21 protein-coding genes are annotated in these 20,785 nt (G+C 43.9%); all 21 read right to left on the bottom strand.

Annotated elements, in window-relative coordinates; all coding sequences use genetic code 11:
- Positions 1-52 precede the first annotated feature (52 nt).
- The 21 genes from yihA to PXH68_RS04275 all read right to left on the bottom strand — a co-directional run bounded on the left by yihA (position 53) and on the right by PXH68_RS04275 (position 20,754).
- Positions 53-640, bottom strand: coding sequence for a ribosome biogenesis GTP-binding protein YihA/YsxC (gene yihA / locus PXH68_RS04375; RefSeq protein WP_248027947.1), 588 nt, complete (start codon positions 638-640; stop codon positions 53-55).
- Between the two features lie 46 nt (positions 641-686).
- Complete coding sequence (gene clpX, locus PXH68_RS04370; protein WP_158454837.1) at positions 687-1,907, bottom strand: ATP-dependent Clp protease ATP-binding subunit ClpX; 1,221 nt, start codon at positions 1,905-1,907, stop codon at positions 687-689.
- Between the two features lie 196 nt (positions 1,908-2,103).
- Positions 2,104-2,616: a dihydrofolate reductase gene (locus PXH68_RS04365; RefSeq protein ID WP_248027949.1), complete on the bottom strand. Its 513-nt coding sequence runs from the start codon at positions 2,614-2,616 to the stop codon at positions 2,104-2,106.
- 333 nt (positions 2,617-2,949) lie between these two features.
- Positions 2,950-3,789, bottom strand: a complete 840-nt coding sequence (locus PXH68_RS04360; protein ID WP_248027951.1) for a thymidylate synthase — start codon at positions 3,787-3,789, stop codon at positions 2,950-2,952.
- 52 nt (positions 3,790-3,841) lie between these two features.
- On the bottom strand, positions 3,842-4,144 hold the full coding sequence (locus PXH68_RS04355) for a hypothetical protein (RefSeq protein ID WP_248027953.1): 303 nt from the start codon (positions 4,142-4,144) through the stop codon (positions 3,842-3,844).
- Between the two features lie 12 nt (positions 4,145-4,156).
- Positions 4,157-4,435 (bottom strand): hypothetical protein, encoded by a 279-nt coding sequence (locus PXH68_RS04350; protein ID WP_158454827.1) that lies wholly within the window; start codon positions 4,433-4,435, stop codon positions 4,157-4,159.
- 118 nt (positions 4,436-4,553) lie between these two features.
- On the bottom strand, positions 4,554-5,513 hold the full coding sequence (locus tag PXH68_RS04345; protein WP_205030706.1) for an ROK family glucokinase: 960 nt from the start codon (positions 5,511-5,513) through the stop codon (positions 4,554-4,556).
- A gap of 95 nt (positions 5,514-5,608) precedes the next feature.
- On the bottom strand, positions 5,609-5,944 hold the full coding sequence (locus tag PXH68_RS04340; protein ID WP_248027955.1) for a hypothetical protein: 336 nt from the start codon (positions 5,942-5,944) through the stop codon (positions 5,609-5,611).
- Positions 5,945-7,813 carry an ABC-F family ATP-binding cassette domain-containing protein gene (locus PXH68_RS04335; protein ID WP_248027957.1) on the bottom strand — a complete coding sequence of 623 codons (1,869 nt, stop codon included), beginning with the start codon at positions 7,811-7,813 and terminating at the stop codon, positions 5,945-5,947. It lies immediately after the preceding gene.
- On the bottom strand, positions 7,806-9,017 hold the full coding sequence (locus tag PXH68_RS04330) for a CCA tRNA nucleotidyltransferase (protein ID WP_248027959.1): 1,212 nt from the start codon (positions 9,015-9,017) through the stop codon (positions 7,806-7,808). Before PXH68_RS04330 ends, PXH68_RS04335 begins: the two co-directional genes overlap by 8 nt.
- The gene (dapB, locus tag PXH68_RS04325; protein ID WP_248027960.1) at positions 9,014-9,781 is read right to left on the bottom strand and encodes a 4-hydroxy-tetrahydrodipicolinate reductase; all 768 of its coding nucleotides are present in this window, start codon (positions 9,779-9,781) and stop codon (positions 9,014-9,016) included. Before dapB ends, PXH68_RS04330 begins: the two co-directional genes overlap by 4 nt.
- An 8-nt stretch (positions 9,782-9,789) precedes the next feature.
- On the bottom strand, positions 9,790-10,641 hold the full coding sequence (locus tag PXH68_RS04320) for a DegV family protein (RefSeq protein WP_248027962.1): 852 nt from the start codon (positions 10,639-10,641) through the stop codon (positions 9,790-9,792).
- Positions 10,642-10,644: 3 nt separating this feature from the next.
- Positions 10,645-11,019, bottom strand: coding sequence for a DUF1149 family protein (locus tag PXH68_RS04315; RefSeq protein ID WP_158454812.1), 375 nt, complete (start codon positions 11,017-11,019; stop codon positions 10,645-10,647).
- Positions 11,020-11,113: 94 nt separating this feature from the next.
- The gene (locus tag PXH68_RS04310; protein WP_248027964.1) at positions 11,114-13,069 is read right to left on the bottom strand and encodes a PTS fructose transporter subunit IIABC; all 1,956 of its coding nucleotides are present in this window, start codon (positions 13,067-13,069) and stop codon (positions 11,114-11,116) included.
- The gene (gene pfkB / locus PXH68_RS04305; RefSeq protein WP_158454808.1) at positions 13,066-13,977 is read right to left on the bottom strand and encodes a 1-phosphofructokinase; all 912 of its coding nucleotides are present in this window, start codon (positions 13,975-13,977) and stop codon (positions 13,066-13,068) included. Before pfkB ends, PXH68_RS04310 begins: the two co-directional genes overlap by 4 nt.
- Positions 13,974-14,726 (bottom strand): DeoR/GlpR family DNA-binding transcription regulator, encoded by a 753-nt coding sequence (locus tag PXH68_RS04300; RefSeq protein ID WP_248027966.1) that lies wholly within the window; start codon positions 14,724-14,726, stop codon positions 13,974-13,976. Before PXH68_RS04300 ends, pfkB begins: the two co-directional genes overlap by 4 nt.
- A 100-nt stretch (positions 14,727-14,826) precedes the next feature.
- Positions 14,827-15,882, bottom strand: coding sequence for a pyridoxal phosphate-dependent aminotransferase (locus PXH68_RS04295; RefSeq protein WP_248027968.1), 1,056 nt, complete (start codon positions 15,880-15,882; stop codon positions 14,827-14,829).
- Between the two features lie 26 nt (positions 15,883-15,908).
- The gene (gene trmD, locus PXH68_RS04290; RefSeq protein WP_248027969.1) at positions 15,909-16,634 is read right to left on the bottom strand and encodes a tRNA (guanosine(37)-N1)-methyltransferase TrmD; all 726 of its coding nucleotides are present in this window, start codon (positions 16,632-16,634) and stop codon (positions 15,909-15,911) included.
- Positions 16,624-17,142, bottom strand: a complete 519-nt coding sequence (gene rimM / locus PXH68_RS04285) for a ribosome maturation factor RimM (protein ID WP_248027971.1) — start codon at positions 17,140-17,142, stop codon at positions 16,624-16,626. The genes trmD and rimM overlap by 11 nt, the downstream gene beginning before the upstream one ends.
- A gap of 90 nt (positions 17,143-17,232) precedes the next feature.
- Positions 17,233-19,002 (bottom strand): ABC transporter ATP-binding protein, encoded by a 1,770-nt coding sequence (locus tag PXH68_RS04280; protein ID WP_248027973.1) that lies wholly within the window; start codon positions 19,000-19,002, stop codon positions 17,233-17,235.
- A 9-nt stretch (positions 19,003-19,011) separates the two neighbouring features.
- Complete coding sequence (locus PXH68_RS04275) at positions 19,012-20,754, bottom strand: ABC transporter ATP-binding protein (protein WP_248028079.1); 1,743 nt, start codon at positions 20,752-20,754, stop codon at positions 19,012-19,014.
- Between the last annotated feature and the right edge of the window lie 31 nt (positions 20,755-20,785).

The raw sequence follows: 20,785 nt of genomic DNA, 5'->3' as shown, positions 1-20,785 counted from the left end.
GCAAGGATTTTCTTCAAAAAAACAAAAGAATTTCTAAATTGATTAGAAATTCTTATAAATAATCTAAAATAGCCTCCCAAGCCGCATCATAGCCATGTCGGGTTTCAGATGAAAAGACAATAAAGCGGTCCGACTTTTCAAAGTCCAGTTTCCGCTTAATGGCAGCTTCATGCTTGTTCCATTTTCCTCGTGGGATTTTATCTGCTTTTGTTGCGACAATAATCACGGGAATCTCATAATATTTGAGAAATTCATACATTTGTACATCGTCTGCTGACGGATCATGGCGCATATCAACCAAGCTCACAACTGCACGCAAGTTCTCTCGACTGGTCAGATATTCCTCAATCATTTTGCCCCATTTTGCACGCTCTGTTTTTGAAACTTTGGCATAGCCATAGCCTGGGACATCGACAAAGCGGAGTTTATCATCAATATTATAAAAGTTTAGTTGCTGGGTCTTACCAGGCTTACTTGATGTCCGGGCTAGATTTTTTCGCCCCAGTAAGGTATTGATGAATGAAGATTTTCCGACATTGGATCGACCTGCCAAAGCAATTTCTGGCATATCATCTTGTGGGTATTGAGCTTTTGAGACTGCGCTGAGCAAGATCTCAGCCTTATGGGTATTGATTTCCATAGGATTCCTTTCTGAAAGAAAGTCAGTTGGAAACCAACTGACTGAATTATGCAGTTTCTAAGAGTGGCTTGTCTGTCCCGTCAACTGCTTCTTTGGTAATACGTACACGCTTGACTTCTGCTTGACTTGGTACTTCAAACATGACATCCAGCATAGTTTCTTCAATAATTGAGCGAAGACCACGCGCACCAGTTTTTCGTTCGATGGCTTTTTCAGCAATCGCTTGAAGTGCGTCTTGGTCAAATTCCAATTCCACATCATCGTAAGAAAGAAGGGTCTGATATTGTTTCACAAGGGCATTTTTAGGTTCTGTCAAAATGCGCACCAAATCTTCAGTGGTCAACTGATCGAGAGCAGCAAAGACAGGTAAGCGACCGATCAATTCTGGAATAATGCCGAATTTTTGAATATCATCTGAGATAATGTGCTGCATGTAAGATTCTTTCTCATCGATTGCACGATTGTTTTGACCGAATCCGATAATTTTTTCACCTAAACGCTGCTTCACAATCTCTTCAATCCCATCGAAGGCACCGCCGACAATGAACAGAATATTCTTAGTGTCAACATGAATCATTTCTTGATTTGGATGCTTACGGCCACCTTGTGGAGGTACACTAGCAACTGTTCCCTCGATGATTTTCAATAATGCCTGCTGAACGCCTTCACCTGAGACATCACGAGTAATGGAAACATTCTCACCTTTTTTAGCAATCTTATCGATTTCATCGACATAGATAATGCCTCGTTCAGCTCTGTCAATGTTGAAATCCGCGGCTTGAAGCAATTTTAAGAGGATGTTTTCCACGTCTTCACCAACATAACCTGCTTCTGTTAAGGCTGTTGCATCCGCAATGGCAAAGGGAACATTTAAACTTTTGGCCAAGGTTTGAGCCAAGAAGGTTTTCCCTGATCCAGTTGGACCAATCATCAAAATATTGGATTTTTGTAAGTCCACATCATCTTCATCTCGGCTATCTTGGAAATTGATGCGTTTGTAATGGTTGTAGACCGCTACTGCCAAGGCACGCTTGGCACGATCTTGACCAATTACATAGTGATTCAAGATATTCAATAACTCTTGGGGTTTTGGTGTATCTGCCAAGTCAGTTAGCACTTCTTCTGCTAGTTCTTCTCGGATGATCTCTTGTGCTAATTCCACACACTCGTTACAGATAAATACATTGTTACCTGCGATAATTTTCTTTACTTCTTCTTGATTCTTCCCACAGAAAGAACAATGGATAAATTCTGTTTGTACAGCCATGATTACCTCAACATTTCATATTTCTCTTAAAACAAAAAGCCATAAAAGGCATGAATGCTGTTGACTAGATTTGTAAAAGCATTCAGCATAAATAAGGCTGCAAGTCCATACCGTCTTTTCTGCATGGCTTGCAAGGAACAGAGTACACATATTCCACACAAAAAGGCTGTAAAAAGCCCAAATAAACTCTTCTGCATTAACTCACTCTTCTCTCAAATACTCGAATTGTAAAGTCCACTGTATTGGCAGCGTCTTTTTCACGAAAAAGCGACTCTTTCTCCTCAAAAACTGACCAATCAAAGTCCTTTGGGAAATAAACATCGCCTTCAAATTGCCCATGAATATCGGTCATTATGACCTGGTCTAAAAATGGTTCAAATGCAGAAAAAATTTGACTACCTCCAATCACATAGAGGTTTTGATCCTGCTGTTTGTACCAATCTAAAATTTCATCTACTGAGTGGAAAATCGCCACCCTATCATGTTCAAATTGATAGTCTTCATCTCTCGTCAAGACTAGGGACTGACGATTCGGAAGCGCCCGCTGGCCCATACCATCAAACGTTAATCGTCCCATAACCATAGCATGTCCAGATGTTACTGCCTTAAAATGTTCCAAGTCTGCTGGCAAAGACCAAGGCAAACGCCCCTCTTTCCCAATCAAGCCCTTCTCATCCTGAGCCCAAATAGCTGAAATTTTCTTTGTCATAGCCTCTCACTTTCTCGTTCTACCATTCTATCAAATTTCCAACAAAAATGCACTTGCCAAGTAGGGACAAGCGCAAAGTTTTAGTAAAATCTAAACAAGTATATCCAAAAATAATTTCTAGCAGTCACCATCACTCACGAAACAAATGTAGTGGAAATTGGAAAGAAGGGATACTGAAAGCACCCTCATTTTAAATCACCAAGTCAAATTTAAATTGCTCAAACTGTCTGGGAAAGTGAAACAGTCTGGGAATAGACTGTTTTAGCCCGAGCTTATAATAAAAGAAGTGAGGTAGAGGTTGGAGATATAGGCTGTTGGAAAACAGCCTACAACTTAAATAGCAAGATCAAACTTCAATTGAGGTTTAACTGGATTGTAGTCCACCAACTCAAAATCTTCTGCCTTAATATCAAAAAAGTTTGTTCCGTCTGGGACATTGAGTACCAAACGAGGCTCTACTTCAGATGGTGTACGACGGAGCAATTCTTCAGCTTGTTCAAACTGATTGTCATAGATGTGAAGATTGTTGATGAAATAGAAAAACTTCCCAACCTTCCAGCCAAAATGTTTAGCAATCATCATCTGAAGGGCTACATACTGCATCGCATTGATATGATGGGCAACCAACATATCATTTGACCGCTGAGTTAGAGTTGCATCTAGATAAATCTCCCCATCCACTCGTCGAACGTCAAACATGGTCTGAAAGGCACATGGCAAGAGACCTGCAGATTGGTCAAATGCTTCATAATCCCACAAAGAAATCACATTGCGGCGATTCCATGGATTTTCTTCCAATTGCTTGAGGATTTTTGAAATGATGTCATGCTTTTTCACGATAGCCCCATAGCGTTCGCCAATGGTTCCAGTTCCCTCAACTTCCCAGTCATTCCAATACTGGACACCGTATTTTTCCTGTAAAACCGACAAATCATTGGTCTGGTCTTGGTAAATCCAGAGAATTTCTTTGATGGCCGACTTAATTGGAATAGGTCTAAGTGTTGTAATAGGAAACTCGCCCTTAGACAAATCATACTCAGCAAAGGCACCTGTAACGTACTTGGAATTAGCGACATTTCCATCCTTGTAACGCGGGCGAGCATTTTCTGAAAAAACGCCCTCTGCCAAAATCTTACGAATGTTTTCTTTAAAAATACTATCTGCTTTTGTCATGGTTTCAGTATAGCAAATTCTACGTAAAAACTCCAGTTTTCAACTGACGTTCTCATTTATAGAGCAAGGGGTAGAGATTGAGCTGGAATAAACCAGAAAGGGCAGTTACTAGGCTGAACAGTATAAAATACAAGGCAACTAAGACGATACTCAACAATATCTGACGAACATTTTTAGTGTAAATAGCCGTTGGTAAACTAGCAAGACCGAAAAAGGGAATGATGAAAAATGCTAGTTTGAAATTCACATTTACAATATCAAACCATTGACCTACTGGTAAAAATAGTAAGACGATGAGAAAAGCTGCAAGGCTATACAAGACTAAGTTTAGCCGTTTTAATAGTGTCACATTCATGAGAAACTCCTTCTAGGGACCGAAGAGAAAATAGCCCAATCCAAAGAACAAAGGGAAAGAAATAATCAATAGAATACTGGTAATGCCCGTCCAAAGTTTTTTATAGTAAAGCGACAAGATGAGAATCAATGCCCCAAGCAAGGGCAAGATCATCATGGTGGATACGGAGCCCCAACTCGATGGGAAAAACCAGTCACGAATCCAGTTATCAAGGAAAAAGGCAGATAACAAAATCAACAAACCAAGTATTGTCAGATAATCCGTTACTTTTGACATATTTACTTTTTTCATGAGTCAACACTCCTTTCTCTATCTAGTTTAAAGCATCAAACTCTATTTTTCAATATATTTATATAGAAACACTGTGACAACGGAATTAAAAAAGCAGGGTTCCCCCTGCTTCTAACAATTATTTTAATACAAGTGAAGCGGCACCTAGCACACCTGCATCGTTACCACGTGTTGCCAAGACAATTTGCGTGCTTTCCTTGATTTGTGGGAAGCTATTTTCAGCAAAGACCTTGCGAACACCATCCAATAAGAACTCTCCTGCTGCTGACACACCGCCACCCAGAACGATGTAGGCAGGATTGAGAACTGCAGCAATATTTGCACAAGCAACACCTAGGTATTCTGAGAAGTGACGATAGACAATCAAAGCCAAATCATCGCCTTCTTTTGCCAAATCAAAGACATCTTTAGCCGTTACATCTTGCCCATCATCAATCATTTGTTTCAGTTTTGCATCGCCAGCGTATTGATCAGCATAGCGACGGCTGAGGTTGACAATACCTGTCGCAGAAGCCACGGTTTCCAAGCAACCTTTCTTACCACAAGTACATGCAAATGGCTCATCAAAGTCAACTGTGATATGACCTAATTCACCACCCGCACCTTTGACACCGCGAATCAAGTTTCCTGCAGCGATAACGCCACCACCGACACCTGTACCAAGGGTCATAAAGACAACGTTTGGATTATTGTTTCCTGCACCAACCCATTGCTCACCAAGGGCTGCAACATTGGCATCATTGTCGATGAAAAATGGCAAACCAAGGGCAGATTCAAACTGGTCTTTAACCAACTGTAAGGTTTTCCAATTGAGGTTATAGGCACCGATAACAGTACCAGCTTCGCTATCAACGACACCAGGCGAACCCATACCAACACCCAAGAAATCATCCTTTGTCAAGCCATGAGTTTCAAAGCGGTGTAGAATGCTTTCAATAATATCTGGAACAATATGACTTCCATCATCTAAAATATTTGTCTTGATAGACCATTTTTCTTGAATCTCACCATCAGTCGTAAGAATCGCCAACTTAACAGATGTACCACCCAAGTCAATACCGATAATTTTTTTAGACATAATCATCACCTCAAATGTATTTTCTTTATTATAGCACAATGCAAAGGTTTGCGTAAAGCCTTTTCATAATTTGTACGGACAAACAAGTTTTTACCCTATCTGAATAGATAGAGCAAAACTAAAAATTGAATATGCAAGATAAAGCGGCCGACGGAAAAGAGCATGACAGCGGTAAAATTGCTGCCCTCCTTGGTTCCATTGTAGAGAAAGAGGGTGGAGATAAAGGTAAAGCCCATAGCAAATCCCACCATCTGAAGATCATGATAAGACTGACTGTAAAAATAAAGCGTGACAGCCAACAATAGCATGGATAAAACCGTAAAAATCAAGCGTAAAGTATTCATCTTTTTGGTCTTTAGATAGCTAAACAAAGCCGCTCCCAAGGTCACCAAGAGATAGATGACCATATATGACATGACAAGAACTTTCATCTAGCCCTCCAACTCGCTCAGATACTCATACCGCTCATATTTTTCCAAGAGCAGGTCGTTTTTCTCATCCAATTCCTTCTGCAAATCGGACAATTTTGTAAAATCACTGCCACAGGTTAGCATTTCTGCCTCGATTTCCGCAATCCGCTCCTCCAAGCCAGAAATATCCTTCTCGATGGTCGCCCACTCCTGCTTCTCAAAATAGGACATTCGCTTCTTGTTCTCCCTGACCTTCTCGATTTTCTCCTTTGGTTTTTCCGGAGAAATAGCAGAGCTGGAAGTCAGAAAGGCCTTCTCATCCAGGTAGTCTGTGTAGTTGCCAAAGAAAGTCTCGATACCGCCCTCCTCAAAAGCCAGGATTTTGGTCGCAACCTTGTCTAGGAAATAACGGTCGTGACTAACGGTAATGACTGGACCAGTAAAGCCCTGCAAGAAATGTTCCAAGACTGTCAGAGTCGCTATGTCCAAGTCGTTAGTCGGCTCATCTAGTAAGAGAACATTGGGTCGTTGCAAGAGAATCTTCAGCAAGTAAAGCCGCTTCTTCTCCCCACCAGACAATTTTTCAATCAGGGTACCATGGGTGTTGCGTGGAAAGAGAAATTGCTCCAAGAGTTCTGCGATAGAAACCATACCAGATGTCGTCTTAGCTTCTTCTGCCACTTCCTGCAAGAAATTGATGACACGCTTGCTTTCGTCCAAGCCCTTGATAGTCTGAGAAAAATAACCGATGCGGATGGTTTCACCAATATCTACCTTACCACTGTCTGCTTGCAAATCACCTGCAATTAGATTGAGTAAGGTAGATTTTCCTTTACCATTATCTCCGACAATACCAATCCTGTCCTTGTTTTGAATCAGCAGATTAAAGTCAGTCAAAATCGGCTTGTCTGTATAGGAAAAGCTGACATTTTCAAAATTGATAACCTTTTTACCAATCCGCGAAGTTTCAAAGTTGATTTCCAGTTCGCTATCGTCTATCTTATTGGCTAAATCGCCTTTGAGGTCATGGAAACGATTGATACGGGCCTGTTGCTTGGTAGCACGAGCTTGAGGTTGTCTGCGCATCCAAGCCAGCTCTTGTTTGTAGAGCTGCTCTTTCTTATGGCGAAGGGCGGCATCTCGCTCGTCCTGTTCTGCCTTCAAGCGAACATAGTCCTGGTAATTTCCCTGATATTCGGTTAAGCTGGCGCGGTCCAATTCAAAAATCCGTGTCGCCACATTGTCCAAGAAATAGCGGTCGTGGGTAATAAAGAGAACTGACTTTTTAGTGTTTTTCAAGAAAGTCGTCAACCACTCAATAGTATCAATATCCAAATGGTTAGTCGGTTCATCCAGCAAGAGCAAGTCAGCATTGCCAAGGAGAACTTGGGCCAATTGCACTCGTCTACGTAGACCACCTGATAACTCAGCAACAGTTTTGTCGAGGTCTGTTAGACCGAGTTTCGACAAGACAGTCTTGACCTGGCTTTCAATCTCCCAAGCATTGAGAGAATCCATCTCTGCCATGACTTTCTCCAGTCTTGCTTGACTGGCTTCATCGTAATGAGATAAGAGCAGCTCGTATTCACGAATCAGCTGGGTTTCACGGAGGTCAGATGAAAGAACGGTGTCTAAAACCGTCTTACTTTCATCAAAATCAGGTTCCTGGGTCAGATAGGCGATTTTATAGGCATTTTTAGTGCGAAAAGGCGACACGTCTCCATCAAAACCGATGCGACCTGACAGAACATCCAACAACGTCGTCTTTCCTGTACCATTGACCCCAATAATCCCAATTCGGTCGCCTTGATGGATGATGAAAGACAGATCAGCAAAGACCGTTTTATCTCCGACAGATTTAGTCAGGTGTTCAACGATAAAATCACTCATTCTCTAAAATTCCTTTCACAAATGTCATAATCGCTTGCTCTTCGTTTTCCAGCTGTCCTTCCACAATCTGGAATTCCACCTCTTTGAGTAGTTCTCCCAATACTGGACCTGGTTTGAGGTCAAATGCCTTCATCAGATGTCCTCCATTGACAACAATTTCATGCTTGTCGTGGATAGTCAAGGCTTGGTCAATCTTATCGATTGCTGCAAAATCTGTAACAAGACCTTGTGCCTGACGAAGTTCCTCTACCAAGTATAAGAATTCTTTGCCATACTTGAAACAGATTTGTTTAGTGACAGGTCCTGCTTGGCGGAGCTGGTAAATCTCTGCCAACTTGACCACGCTGCGTTGGAAATCATTGCTGGTTTTCCATTTTTTCAGGAAGGACTTGATGTTATCAATACCTAGGCAGACAAAGAGCAGGGCCCAAGCTTGTTCAGAAGTCGAAAAGCGAAATTCCTCTGTCAGACTTGTTAGCATGGTCTCTAATTCATCACTTTTTCCAGCTAAATCAGGCAAGAAATCATAAGCTTTGGAATCAATCATAGCGCGCAAGCCTTTTCGCCAAAAATCCGCCATCAAGAGTTTATCAAACTCGATAAAGCTACGCTCCACGGAGATTTTTTCCAAGAGCGTTGCGGTTTCAACCATAGCTGTAAAGGTCGTCTGCTCAATCTCAAAGTCCAAGGTCGCCGCAAAGCGAAATCCACGCATGATACGGAGGGCATCTTCATTGAAACGCTCAGCCGGGATGCCTACAGCTCGTAGGGTGCGGTTTTCTAAGTCGGTCATCCCATCAAAGAGGTCGACAATCTGTGCCTCCTCATCAAGGGCAAAGGCATTGACCGTGAAGTCGCGGCGTTTGAGATCTTCTTCTAAGGAACGCACAAAAGAAACCTGGCTCGGCCTGCGGAAGTCCACATACTCTTCTTCCGTCCGAAAGGTGGTAATTTCATACTCCTTTTTCCCCTCTAATACTAGCACCGTACCGTGTTCAATTCCGACATCAATAGTCCGTGAAAAGATTTGTTTCGTTTCCTGAGGGTAGCTGGATGTCGCAATATCGACATCATGAATAGGCCTACCGAGAATGGCATCACGTACGGAGCCGCCAACAAAATAGGCCTCAAAGCCTGCTGCTTTAATTTTCTCTAAAATCGGCAAAGCCTCCTGAAATTCAGAAGGCAGATTGTTTAATTTCATAATAAGTGTTCCAAACCATAAACGAGTTGTGAGCGCTTGACCACCTCTTTAATGCCGAGGTTGACACCGCCCATAAAGGAAATGCGATCGTAAGAGTCATGACGAATGGTCAAGCCTTCTCCCTGTGCCCCAAAAATCACTTCCTGATGAGCAACGAGACCTGGCAAGCGTACTGAGTGGATACGGAAGCCGTCAAATTCTGCCCCACGAGCTCCAGCAATCAATTCTTCTTCATCTGTTGCACCTTGAGCCTGTGACTGACGGACTTGGGAAATGAGTTCAGCCGTTTTGACAGCTGTTCCGCTCGGTGCATCCTTCTTCTTGTCATGGTGTAATTCGATGATTTCAAGATTTGGGAAATACTTGGCTGCCTGTGCTGCAAATTGCATGAGCAAGATAGCGCCAATAGCAAAGTTAGGAGCAATCAAGCCACCTAAACCCTTCTCAGCAGACAAGACGGTTAATTCTTCAATTTCTTCAGGGGTAAATCCTGTCGTTCCAACCACAGGTGCGAAGCCATTTTCCAAGGCAAAACGGGTGTTTTCATAGGCAAATTTTGGCGTTGTAAAATCCACCCAGACATCCGCTTCTAGGCTGGCAACTTCTTCTTTGGTCTTGAAAACAGGAACTCCGTCCACTTCTGTTTCTGTCGCAAATGGATCCACCAAGGCAGCCAGACTGAGTGTTGCGTCACCTTTGACCATCTCAACAGCCGTTGAGCCCATTTTTCCTTTAAATCCTGCGATAATTACCTTAATTGTCATGCAAACTCCTATTCAATAATGGGAGAAATACCAAAGGCCACAGCCCCTTCTCCCAAGTGCGTACCAATGACCGATCCAAATGACACGATTGGTAAATCGCTACCGACACCCGCTTCTTCCAATTGAACTTTAAAGTTTTCAGCCTTTTCAGGTGCGTTGGCATGAATAATAGCAATCTGGTATTGCCCCTCGGCGGTTTCTTCTTGGAGAATATCAATCAAGCGCTTGATCGCTTTTTTCTCCGTCCGAACTTTTTCATAAACTTCAATTTTTCCTTCGGAAGTAAAATGAAGAATGGGTTTGATGCTCAACAAATTTCCCAATAAGGCAGCACCATTTGATAGACGGCCACCTTTTACGAGGTGATTGAGGTCATCGACCATGATGAAGGCCTTGGTTGCTTGGATTTGCTGATCTAGTTTTGATAAAATAGTCTCAAAATCCAAGCCTATTTCTGCCCATTTAAGCACATTTTCCACCATCATTCCCAAAGGAGCTGAAGTGATTTTGGTATCTGGAAAGGCAACTGTTAAACCGTCAAATTCATCTTTCAAATACTGGATATTCTGATAGAAGCCTGAAATACCTGATGACAAAAAGAGACCAATGGCATGGCTGTACCCTTGCTCTTTCAAACTTGCCAAAATCTCTTCCAATTCCAACAAACTTGGCTGGCTAGTCATTGGCAAATCTTTGGATTGGGCCATTTTCTCGTAAAATTCTTCAACCGTTAGATTCAAACCTTCAACATAGGATTCACCATCAATGGTGACGGGAATCGTAAGGACAAAAAGATTGTTCTTTTGACTTTCTGAAAAGGTCAAGCTTGCTGAAGAATCCGTGATAATTGCTAATTTCATTGATTAAAACTCCAAGTTCACACCAGGTGCATCGAATGCGATTTCTGTCACATCGTATGTCATTCGTTTTAAGATATCCAAAAGTGGTTCTACCAAAGTATGTTTCTCTTCTGCTGTAAATTCTGATGGTTCTTGCACCAGGCGATCAACCAATTGCACACGCTGGCTAAATGCACCCGAAATCACATGGTGCTCCAAGACAATCATGAAACGTAGGATATTGACTAGAGTTGTGGTATTTTTCTCTTGACTTCTTTCTAAAAGTTGAAAGTCAACCTTGATTTTGGTGGTTGGGACACCGTTCTCCTTTTCCCACTCTTTATTACGGGCGTCAAAATGGTACTGATTGACAAACTCTTTATCGCGGATAATCTCCATTACTAAACTCCTTACATGAAAATATTCATCCCCATTATACCATAAATATAGGAGAAAAGAGAAAAAACCTTGTCAATTGACAAGGTTTTCAGACTTATTTAGCTTGACGAAGTGCTCCGTAAAGGACACCTGATACAACCGCACCGATCAAAACATAGGCGATGTAAAGCAATGGATTAGATGTCAAAGCGATAACGAAGATACCACCGTGAGGAGCCATCAATTGGATGCCTGACAAACCAACCAAGGCACCTGCAAGGGCAGAACCAGCGATAAAGCTTGGGATTGCACGAGCTGGATCAGCAGCACCAAACGGAATCGCACCTTCAGTGATGAATGAAAGACCCATAACGATGTTTGTCAAACCTGAGTTACGCTCTTCTTGTGTGAATTTGTCTTTGAAAAGAAGGGTTGCAACGAATACTGCCAACGGTGGAACCATACCGCCTGCCATAACTGCTGCCATGGCAACAGAACCACCATCTGCAACAGTTGCTGCAAGTGTACCTGTACCGAAGACATAAGCTGCTTTGTTGACTGGGCCACCCATATCGACTGCCATCATACCACCGAGGACAAGACCGAGGAGAATAGCAGAGCTACCTTCAAGACCTGCAAGGAAGTTGTTCATCCCTGTGTTGATAGCTGCCATTGGGATGTTGACGAAGAACATCAAGAAACCAGTGATGGCTGTTCCCAACAGTGGCAAGAGCAAGATAGCGTTCAAACCTTGGAGAGATTTTGGCATATTACGCAAAGCATTGCGAAGAACGATTACTACACCACCAGCAAGGAAACCACCAACGAGGGCACCCAAGAAACCAGATGATACACCAGCAAGGGCAAGGGTTTCTTCACCACCAGCTGCGTAAGGGATTTTACCGAACGCAAGACCGCTGCTAGCAATTGAACCAGCTACGAAACCTGCAACCAAACCTGGTTTTTCAGCGATTGAGTAAGCAATGTAACCTGCAAGAAGCGGCAACATGAAACCAAAGGCTGCTCCACCAATCTTCATGAACATTGCTGCGATTTCATGGTATGAACCAAGACTACCTAGGCTGTCTTGTGGCACACCTAGAGCTCCATCGAATAGGAAGGCAAGGGCAATCAAGATACCGCCACCGATAACGAATGGCAACATTTGAGAAACACCACTCATCAAGTGTTTATAGAACGCTTTACCAAGACTGAGTTTTTCTGAAGATTCCACAGTAGCTGCTCCTTCTGACGCTGTGTAGGCTGATGCTTTACCATCCAAGATGATGTTAATCAATTCTTCTGGTTGTTTGATTCCAGCTGCAACTGGACGAGATACCAAAGGTTTGCCATTGAAACGAGGCATATCCACAGCCTTATCTGCTGCGATGATAACACCAGCTGCATTCTTGATGTCTTCAGCGGTTAGTTTGTTTCCAACACCTGAAGCACCATTGGTTTCAACCTTGATATCAACACCCATTTCAGCAGCTTGCTTTTTAAGAACTTCTTCTGCCATGTAAGTGTGGGCAATACCTGTTGTACATGCTGTAACAGCAACGATAAATGGACGATCACCACTTGGTGCTGCAACTACAGTTTCAGTTGCCTTGTCTGCCGCTTCCGCAGCGTCAAAGACTGCAAGCACTTCTTCTGGACTAGATACACCACGAAGTTTATCAGCAAATCCAGCTTTCATCAAGTACTTGGACAATTCAGCAAGGGCTGCCAAGTGAGTATCGTTAGCACCTTCTGGAGCTGCAATCATGAAGAATAAGTCGGTTGGTTGACCATCAAGACTTGCGTAGTCAACTCCCTTGTTTGATTTTGCAAAGAGAACAGTCGCTTCTTTTACTGCAGCATTCTTAGCATGTGGCATTGCGATACCATCCCCAAGACCTGTTGTCGTTTGTGCTTCACGGTTTAGGATACCTGTTTTGAATACATCAAAATCAGTTACATAACCTTTGTCAACCAAGCTAGTAATCATTTCATCGATAACAGCTTCCTTGCTTGTCGCTTGCAAATCAAGCAACATGACATCTTTTCTCAAAACGTCTTGAATTTTCATAGAGTTTCTACCTCAACTTTTTCATAAATTTCCTTAATAAATTCGATACTTGCCAAATCATCTGAAAAGGCTGTTGCCGTACCGCAAGCAACGCCCCATTTAAGGGCTTCAATTGGGTCTTGTGAGCGAACGTATTCGCCAGTAAAACCTGCCACCATGGAATCTCCAGCTCCGACAGAATTTTTCACAGTTCCCTTGATTGGTTTAGCAAAGTAGGTAGCCTGTGGAGTGACCAACAAGGCTCCGTCTCCTGCCATTGAAATTATAACATTCTGAGCTCCCATATCTAAGATTTTCTTAGCATAGGTCTCGATGTCTGCAATGCCATTCAACTCGACGTTGAAGATTGCTTCAAGTTCATGATTATTTGGTTTAACCAAAAGCGGTTGGTAAGCAAGTGAATCCAGAAGAGTTTGTCCTTCAAAGTCACAAACCACTTGGGCTCCTGCTTTTTTGGCTACTGGAATCAGTCTGTTATAGACTTCATTTCCAAGACTAGCTGGTGCAGACCCTGCAAAAACAACCGTGTCCTGGTCAGTTAAACCAGCCAAGACCATCTCCAATTCTGTCAGTTGTTCTTCTGTCACAATTGGACCTAAACCGTTGATTTCCGTTTCTTGATCTGCCTTGATTTTCACGTTGATCCGTGTATCTTGGTCAACAGCTACAAAATCAGTTGTAATGCCTTCGCTATCCAAGCCATCCTTGATAAACTGACCTGTAAAACCGCCTAAGAAACCTGTTGCTGTGTTGGGATAGCCCAAGCGCTTTAAGACGCGACTAACGTTAATCCCTTTTCCACCAGCATATTTATCATCACTGTCCATTCGATTGACACTACCAGTTTCAACCTGCTCTAGGCGAATGATATAGTCAATTGCTGGATTCAGCGTCACTGTAAATATCATACTTCTATTGTCCTCGTTTTTTTTCTTAAACTATCTAACAAGACTGTGTCACGACTTTGGGTGATGAGACTGACTCGCTCGACTAGAGCAACTTTTACAAAGGAATATTGTCCAAACTTGGAAGAATCTACCAAAACAAAGGGTTGCTTTGCATTTTCTAAAACCGTTCGTTTAATGGTTGCCTCTTCCACGTCAGGTGTGGTGAGATAGTCCTTATCAACTCCGTTCATTCCTAGAAAGGCCTTGTCGAAGTTCAATCGTTGGATCTGCTCAACAGCTTGGGGACCAACAGAAGCATCTGTTGATTCCTTGACAAAACCACCAATGATAATCGTTTTGATGGCACGTTCCACCAATTTCACCGCATGGTGAATCGAATTGGTCACAACGGTTAAGTTTGCTTGATTCAAATAAGGAATCATCAACTCTGTCGTTGTTCCTGCATCGATAAAAATCACATCACCATCTTCAATCAAAGCCGCGGCCGCTTGTGCTAACTGCTGCTTTTCTTGAACGTTTTTGACAGATTTTACTTGAATGGATTCTTCCGTTTGTAAATTGGTCGGTGCCTCCGCACCACCGTGTACACGGCGTAGTTTTCCAGAAGCTTCTAATTCATCCAAATCCCTACGAACAGTTGATTCTGATGTACTTAGAATGTCAATTAATTCTTCTAATCGGATGAACTGTTGCTCAGCCAACCTATCTAGAATCAATTGTTTGCGTTCAGATTTTAGAATAATTTCCACCTCCTGCAATCGTTTACAAAAATTATTATACAGGAAAATCTATCAATGTCAATCATTTTCCGTCAAAAACTTTCAAAAATTTTAAAAAAACTAGCGGAAATTAACCTTCCACTAGTTTTCGAATCCTATTTTTCATCATTTCCATCTCCTCAGGACGCCCCATGGACATGCGAATATAGTTGGTTAGTCGACCTTCGGTGTAATACTTGAAATTCCAGCCATTACTTGTTGCTTCCTGATACAACTGGGCTGCCCACGGTGCCGTGAAGGCGACAAAGCTAGCCTGACTTGGCAAAACCTGCACCTCTGGCAAACTTTCTAAGAAGGCTAAAAAGTCCCGTCGCAGTTCTTTGATGTCTTCGATACAAGCAAGAACCTGCTCGGTATGGCCAAGAGCAACTGTTCCCATTCGAGCGGCTAAATTGGACAAGCTGTAAGGCGGAATGACCTTGTCAATCTCGTAAATCAAGCGTTCATTAGCAAGGGCAAAGCCCAATCGGACACCTGCTAAGCCAAAGGCCTTGGACAAGGTCCGCAGAACAATCAGATTGTCATAGTCATTGATTTTTTCAGCAAAGCTAGAACAAGCTGCAAACTCGATATAGGCTTCATCTATTACAACTAAGCCTGAAAAGTTGGTGACAATCTTTTCCAATTCCTGTGGGTCATGGGCCACAGAAGATGGATTATTGGGGTTAGACAGCATGATGACCTTGGCTCCAACTGTTTGGGCATGGGCTAGCACCTTCTCCGCAGACAAGCTGAGGCTGCCTTTTTCCCAATCCAAATCCACCCGCTCAAACTGACTCCCGTGCATGGTGTTATAGGTCTGATACATGAAGAAATCTGGGTTAACTGTCAAAAAGACATCGTCGCTCTTGAGGAAGGCCGTGATAATCATGTGAATGAGGAAGTCAGAGCCCACGCCGACTGTGACCTGTTCTGGCTTGACCTTGGCGTAGTTGGCATAGGCTGATAGCAAATCAGCGTAGCGGTTGTCGCCATAAAAGGTCAACTCACTGGTTTCAATGCTTTTAAGGGTCTCTTCCGCCAAGAATGACCAGTCAATCAGGCGGTTTTCATTGTCGCCCAGGTTATAGGTGGCACGCCCTGCGATCTTGTAAGGCTCTGCCGTTTCAAATTCTTTTCTAAACATAGGTACTCCTCTACAAGAAAAGACAGTTATTGACCTGTCTTTTCTGCTTTTATTTTTTCCAATAATGCTGCTTCTTCTGCTGTAAACTCATACCGCTCCAGCAAGTCTGGTCTGCGTTCCAGGGTCTTTCGCAAACTCTGCTCCAATCGCCATTTGCGGATATTTTCATGGTGTCCGCTCATGAGAACATCTGGCACGACCATACCCCGATATTCGTAGGGGCGGGTGTACTGCGGATACTCCAGCAGGCCAGATGAAAAGCTGTCGTCCGTATGGCTAGCTTCCTTGCCAATAACCTCTGGAATCAAACGAACGGTAGCATCAATCATGGTCATGGCTGCCAATTCTCCACCTGTCAGGACATAATCTCCGAGGGAGATTTCGTCTGTCACCAAGGTCTTAATCCGCTCATCATAGCCCTCATAGTGACCACAGATAAAAATCAACTGGTCTTCCCGAGCCAACTCCTCAGCGTAGCTTTGGTCAAAAGTCCGCCCAGCAGGATCTAGCAAGATAACGCGGGGATTGGTCTGTTCAATCTGGTCCATGGTGTCAAAAATTGGCTGAGCTCGGAGCAACATACCTTGTCCGCCACCGTATGGCTCATCATCAACATGGCGAGCCTTCTCAGCCTGTTCCCGAAAGTTGTGGTAGTTGACCTCCAGGAGCCCTTTTTCACGGGCCTTACCGACAATGGAGTGCTCCAAAGGAGCAAACATTTCAGGAAACAGGGTCAAAATATCAATTTTCATCGTCCAGCCCCTCTAGCAACTCCACATCTACTCGATTATTTTCAATGTCAACATTCAGAACAACTGGGGGAATGTAAGGCAAGAGCAAGTCTTTCTTACCTTTTCGCTTGACTACCCAGACATCGTTGGCACCAGGCTGCAAGATTTCCTTGACCTGTCCAATCAGGTTATCATTCTCATAAACATCTAGCCCGATAATCTCATGGTAGTAAAATTCACCCTCGTCCAAATCAGACAGGTTTTCTTCTGCGATTTTCAGGCTGAAGCCCTTGTACTTTTCGATGTTATTGATATGGTACATCCCCTTGAACTTGACAATATCAAAGTTCTTGGCCTTGCGGTGATTAGCGATTTCTACTTCCATGACAAACTGGTCCTTATCATCAAAAAGTGCCAGCTTTGCCCCTTTTTTGAAGCGTTCTTCTGAAAAGTCCGTCACAGACAGGACACGCATCTCCCCCTGCAAGCCTTGGGTATTGACAATCTTACCAACGTTAAAATAATTCATACAAACTTCCTTTGGATTTCTATCTTTCCATTCTACCATGATAGAGCTGATTTCTCAAGTTGAAAAAAGCCGTCCGAAGACGACTTTCTCTTACTTACTATTACTAAACTGACTTTGATACAGATTATAATAGAAACCTTTATCTGCCAAAAGACTTTCATGGTTACCTTGTTCAATAATCTGTCCGTCTTTCAAGACGAGAATCTTGTCAGCCTCCTGAATGGTCGAGAGGCGGTGGGCAATGACAAAGCTGGTCCGCCCTTGCATGAGGCGTTTCATAGCCTTCTGAATCAAGAGTTCCAGACGGGTATCAACTGAAGAAGTTGCCTCGTCCAGAATCAAAATTGCTGGATCAGCCAAGAGGGCTCGGGCAATGGTCAAGAGCTGTTTCTGGCCTTGGGAAATATTGCTAGATTCCTGGTTCATCTCCATATTGTAGCCACCAGGCAGGGTACGGATAAAGTGGTCAACGTTGGCTGCTTTTGCCGCCTCCACAATCTCCTCATCCGTCGCATCCAGACGACCAAACCTCAGGTTTTCTTTAATTGTCCCTTCGTAGAGCCAAGCATCCTGCAAGACCATACCAAACTGGCGGCGGTAAGACTGACGAGACAAGTCCCGAATATCCTTGCCATCCACCTTGATAGAGCCTGCATTGACATCGTAGAACCGCATGAGTAGGTTAATCAAGGTAGTCTTTCCTGCACCTGTTGGTCCGACAATGGCGACCATTTCACCTGGATTGACTTCCAAGTTGAAGTTGCGAATGAGGGGCTTGTCGGCTGCGTAGCCGAACTCAACATTTTCAAAGCTGACTTGGCCGGTCAGGGCTCGGTCTAGCTCGCTCGCATTGGCGGTGGACTCATCTAGCTCATCTAGGACAGAGAAGATGCGTTCCAGGGAGGATTTGGCAGACTGCAACTGGGGGGCCAGCTGGGTCAGGGTTTGGACGGGCTGGGTAATCTGCCAGACGTATTGGACAAAAGCCTGCATATTACCAATGGTCAACTGACCCGCAAGAACCTTGAGGCCAGACAAGAGAGCGATGACCACGTAGGTCAGGTTGGAAAAGCCCTGCACGACTGGCATGAGCAAACCAGATACAAAGCTAGCCTTGAAACCAACCTCCTGCAAGTCCTCGGTTATCTGGCGAAATTCCTGAGTAGACTGCTCCTCGCGTCCGTAAAGTTTGAGGACGTTGAAACCTGTCAAGTTTTCCTGCACAAAGCCGTTGAGGCGACCGAGGGCATCAGCCTGTTGCTTGAAATAGGGCTGGGACTTGCCGATGATAAACTTGGACGAGAAATAGGTGACAGGCACCAAAATTAAGACCACCACCGCCAAGGAGGCGTTGAGATAGAAGACCATGCCCAAGGCCAAACTCAAGGTCAAAACGGCATTGACAATCTGCAAGAAACTCTGTTGCAGGGCATTGGACACCGTTTCCACATCGCTGGTAAACCGCCCCAGCAAGTCACCGTACTGGTGCTTGTCAAAATAGGCAACTGGAATCCGATTGATTTTAGCAGACAGGTCATTGCGGAGCTGCTGAATAGCCGACTGCACACCCTTGGTCATGAAATAGTTGGAAAAATAGGCACCCAGTTCGTAAAAAAGGGCACGCAAGGCGTAAATCGCAAGCATGGTAGCAATGTAGCTAGTATTGATGCCAGCACCGTTCACACCTTTTGCCAGGTCCAAGAGATTGGTCGTTAACTCGGTGATAATCAAGCCAAGTACAAAGGGCTCCAAGGCATTCATAACCGCACTGACAACCTTCATCAAAACCGCCAGATAAATGGAAGCCTGATAGTTTTTCAAGTAAAGCCAAATACGGCCAAATACATTCTGTTCTTTCATGACTTCCTCCTATTCTTCTGTTTCAGTCAAGGACTGGCGATTGAGCTGCGAATTAGCAATCTCACGGTAAATGTCATTGCTTTCCATGAGCTCACTATGGGTACCACGACCGACAATTTCCCCTTCATTGAGCACGATAATCTGGTCCGCATCCATAATGGTCCCGACCCGCTGAGCCACAATCAGCACCGTCGCATTCTCTGTCACTTCCTTCAAGCGAGCCCGCAGAATCGCATCCGTCTTATAATCCAAGGCCGAGAAGGAATCGTCAAAGATATAGATATCTGGCTGCTTGACGATCGCACGAGCAATGGACAAACGCTGCTTCTGCCCGCCCGACAGGTTGCTACCGCCCTCTGCCAAGTGGGTGTCGAACTGCTCCTCCTTGCTCTCGATAAAGTCTTTGGCCTGGGCCACATCCGCCGCCTCATGCAACTCCGCCAAACTCGCGTCCAGCTTCCCATACTTGAGATTTTCTGCGATTGTTCCGGTAAATAGCAGAGCTTTCTGCGGAATAAAGCCTATCTTGCTGCGGAGTGCCTTTAGATTGTAACGTCTGACATCCACACCGTCCACCAAGATTCGACCCAGCGTCACATCATAGAAACGCGGAATCAGATTGACCAAGGAGGACTTACCTGAACCCGTTGAACCGATAAAGGCAACTGTTTCACCTGGTTTGGCCTTGAAGGAAATATTGTGCAAAACAGGCGACTCTGTTTCACCAGGATAGGCAAAAGTCACATTGTCAAACTCCAAGTAGCCACGCGTTTCTGTTTCTGTAATCCCGTCTTCATTTTTTGAAATAGAAATGGGCATATCCAAGACTTCCTGAATTCGCTGGCTCGAAACTGCCATACGAGGATACATGGTAAAGAGATTGGCGAAGAGCAAGAATGAAAAGAGGGCATGGAAACTATACTCGATAAAGGCCACCAAGTCCCCAATCTGCAAACTTCCCTCCGCCAAAGGAGGAAGGGCAAACCAGACAATCGCCACAATCATAGCAATGATAATCTGGACGAAAAGCGGCTCGGTCAAACCTGTCAGGTTAAACAAACGTTTGGAAGTCTGAGTGTAGTCCTGATTGACCTCCTCAAACCGCTCCTCCTGAAAATCCTCACGAGCAAAGGCACGAATGACCCGCAAGCCCATAAGATTTTCACGCACATACTGGTTAATAGTATCCAAGCGTTTTTGCTGCTGTTCAGACAAGGGACGGGTCTTGATAGCTACATAGACAATAACCCAGACCAAGAAAGGCATGGCTACTGCTACCGTCCAAGCCAAACCAGGACTGGTCAACAGGGTCATGATGACAGAGGCAATCATCATCAAGGGCGTAATAATCCCCAACTTCAAAACCTGCTCTGCAAACTGCATTAGGACAAAGGCATCGTTGGTCATCCGCGTCACCAAGGACGAAACCCCAATCTGCTCATACTCATGATGCGAATAATCTTGAATTTTTTCATAGAGGTCGTTGCGAATATCCTTGACAATGTTGGTGGTCAGCTGCCCCGCCGCATAGGCCAAAACAACCCGACCAAATATTCCCAAGACGACTATCAAAAGCATCATCAAGGCCCAGTAATAAAGCTGTTCTTGATTTTGTTGAGTGATTCCCTGATCAATCATACGAGCCAAGAAAGTCGGTAGTCCCAAGTTGACAACTACAAACAAAAGAGCTCCCAATAAATCTAAAACTAACCACTTGGGATACTTTTTCAAATAGGACCAAATTAACTGCATCATTTCTCCCTTCAAAAGAAGAGGGGGCTTA

This window comes from Streptococcus sp. 29896 (genome assembly GCF_032594915.1).
GTDB classification, from domain to species: Bacteria; Bacillota; Bacilli; order Lactobacillales; family Streptococcaceae; genus Streptococcus; species Streptococcus suivaginalis.
The sequence above is the reverse complement of the archived record's forward strand: the minus strand, read 5'-3'. Positions and strand labels throughout refer to the sequence as shown.

Excerpts from the sequence above, each read along its gene's own strand:
- yihA (WP_248027947.1), bottom strand. The coding sequence starts at position 640 with ATGGAAATCAATACCCATAAGGCTGAGATCTTGCTCAGCGCAGTCTCA.
- clpX (WP_158454837.1), bottom strand. The coding sequence starts at position 1,907 with ATGGCTGTACAAACAGAATTTATCCATTGTTCTTTCTGTGGGAAGAAT.
- PXH68_RS04365 (WP_248027949.1), bottom strand. The coding sequence starts at position 2,616 with ATGACAAAGAAAATTTCAGCTATTTGGGCTCAGGATGAGAAGGGCTTG.
- PXH68_RS04360 (WP_248027951.1), bottom strand. The coding sequence starts at position 3,789 with ATGACAAAAGCAGATAGTATTTTTAAAGAAAACATTCGTAAGATTTTG.
- PXH68_RS04355 (WP_248027953.1), bottom strand. The coding sequence starts at position 4,144 with ATGAATGTGACACTATTAAAACGGCTAAACTTAGTCTTGTATAGCCTT.
- PXH68_RS04350 (WP_158454827.1), bottom strand. The coding sequence starts at position 4,435 with ATGAAAAAAGTAAATATGTCAAAAGTAACGGATTATCTGACAATACTT.
- PXH68_RS04345 (WP_205030706.1), bottom strand. The coding sequence starts at position 5,513 with ATGTCTAAAAAAATTATCGGTATTGACTTGGGTGGTACATCTGTTAAG.
- PXH68_RS04340 (WP_248027955.1), bottom strand. The coding sequence starts at position 5,944 with ATGAAAGTTCTTGTCATGTCATATATGGTCATCTATCTCTTGGTGACC.
- PXH68_RS04335 (WP_248027957.1), bottom strand. The coding sequence starts at position 7,813 with ATGAGTGATTTTATCGTTGAACACCTGACTAAATCTGTCGGAGATAAA.
- PXH68_RS04330 (WP_248027959.1), bottom strand. The coding sequence starts at position 9,017 with ATGAAATTAAACAATCTGCCTTCTGAATTTCAGGAGGCTTTGCCGATT.
- dapB (WP_248027960.1), bottom strand. The coding sequence starts at position 9,781 with ATGACAATTAAGGTAATTATCGCAGGATTTAAAGGAAAAATGGGCTCA.
- PXH68_RS04320 (WP_248027962.1), bottom strand. The coding sequence starts at position 10,641 with ATGAAATTAGCAATTATCACGGATTCTTCAGCAAGCTTGACCTTTTCA.
- PXH68_RS04315 (WP_158454812.1), bottom strand. The coding sequence starts at position 11,019 with ATGGAGATTATCCGCGATAAAGAGTTTGTCAATCAGTACCATTTTGAC.
- PXH68_RS04310 (WP_248027964.1), bottom strand. The coding sequence starts at position 13,069 with ATGAAAATTCAAGACGTTTTGAGAAAAGATGTCATGTTGCTTGATTTG.
- pfkB (WP_158454808.1), bottom strand. The coding sequence starts at position 13,977 with ATGATATTTACAGTGACGCTGAATCCAGCAATTGACTATATCATTCGC.
- PXH68_RS04295 (WP_248027968.1), bottom strand. The coding sequence starts at position 15,882 with ATGTTTAGAAAAGAATTTGAAACGGCAGAGCCTTACAAGATCGCAGGG.
- trmD (WP_248027969.1), bottom strand. The coding sequence starts at position 16,634 with ATGAAAATTGATATTTTGACCCTGTTTCCTGAAATGTTTGCTCCTTTG.
- rimM (WP_248027971.1), bottom strand. The coding sequence starts at position 17,142 with ATGAATTATTTTAACGTTGGTAAGATTGTCAATACCCAAGGCTTGCAG.
- PXH68_RS04280 (WP_248027973.1), bottom strand. The coding sequence starts at position 19,002 with ATGAAAGAACAGAATGTATTTGGCCGTATTTGGCTTTACTTGAAAAAC.
- PXH68_RS04275 (WP_248028079.1), bottom strand. The coding sequence starts at position 20,754 with ATGCAGTTAATTTGGTCCTATTTGAAAAAGTATCCCAAGTGGTTAGTT.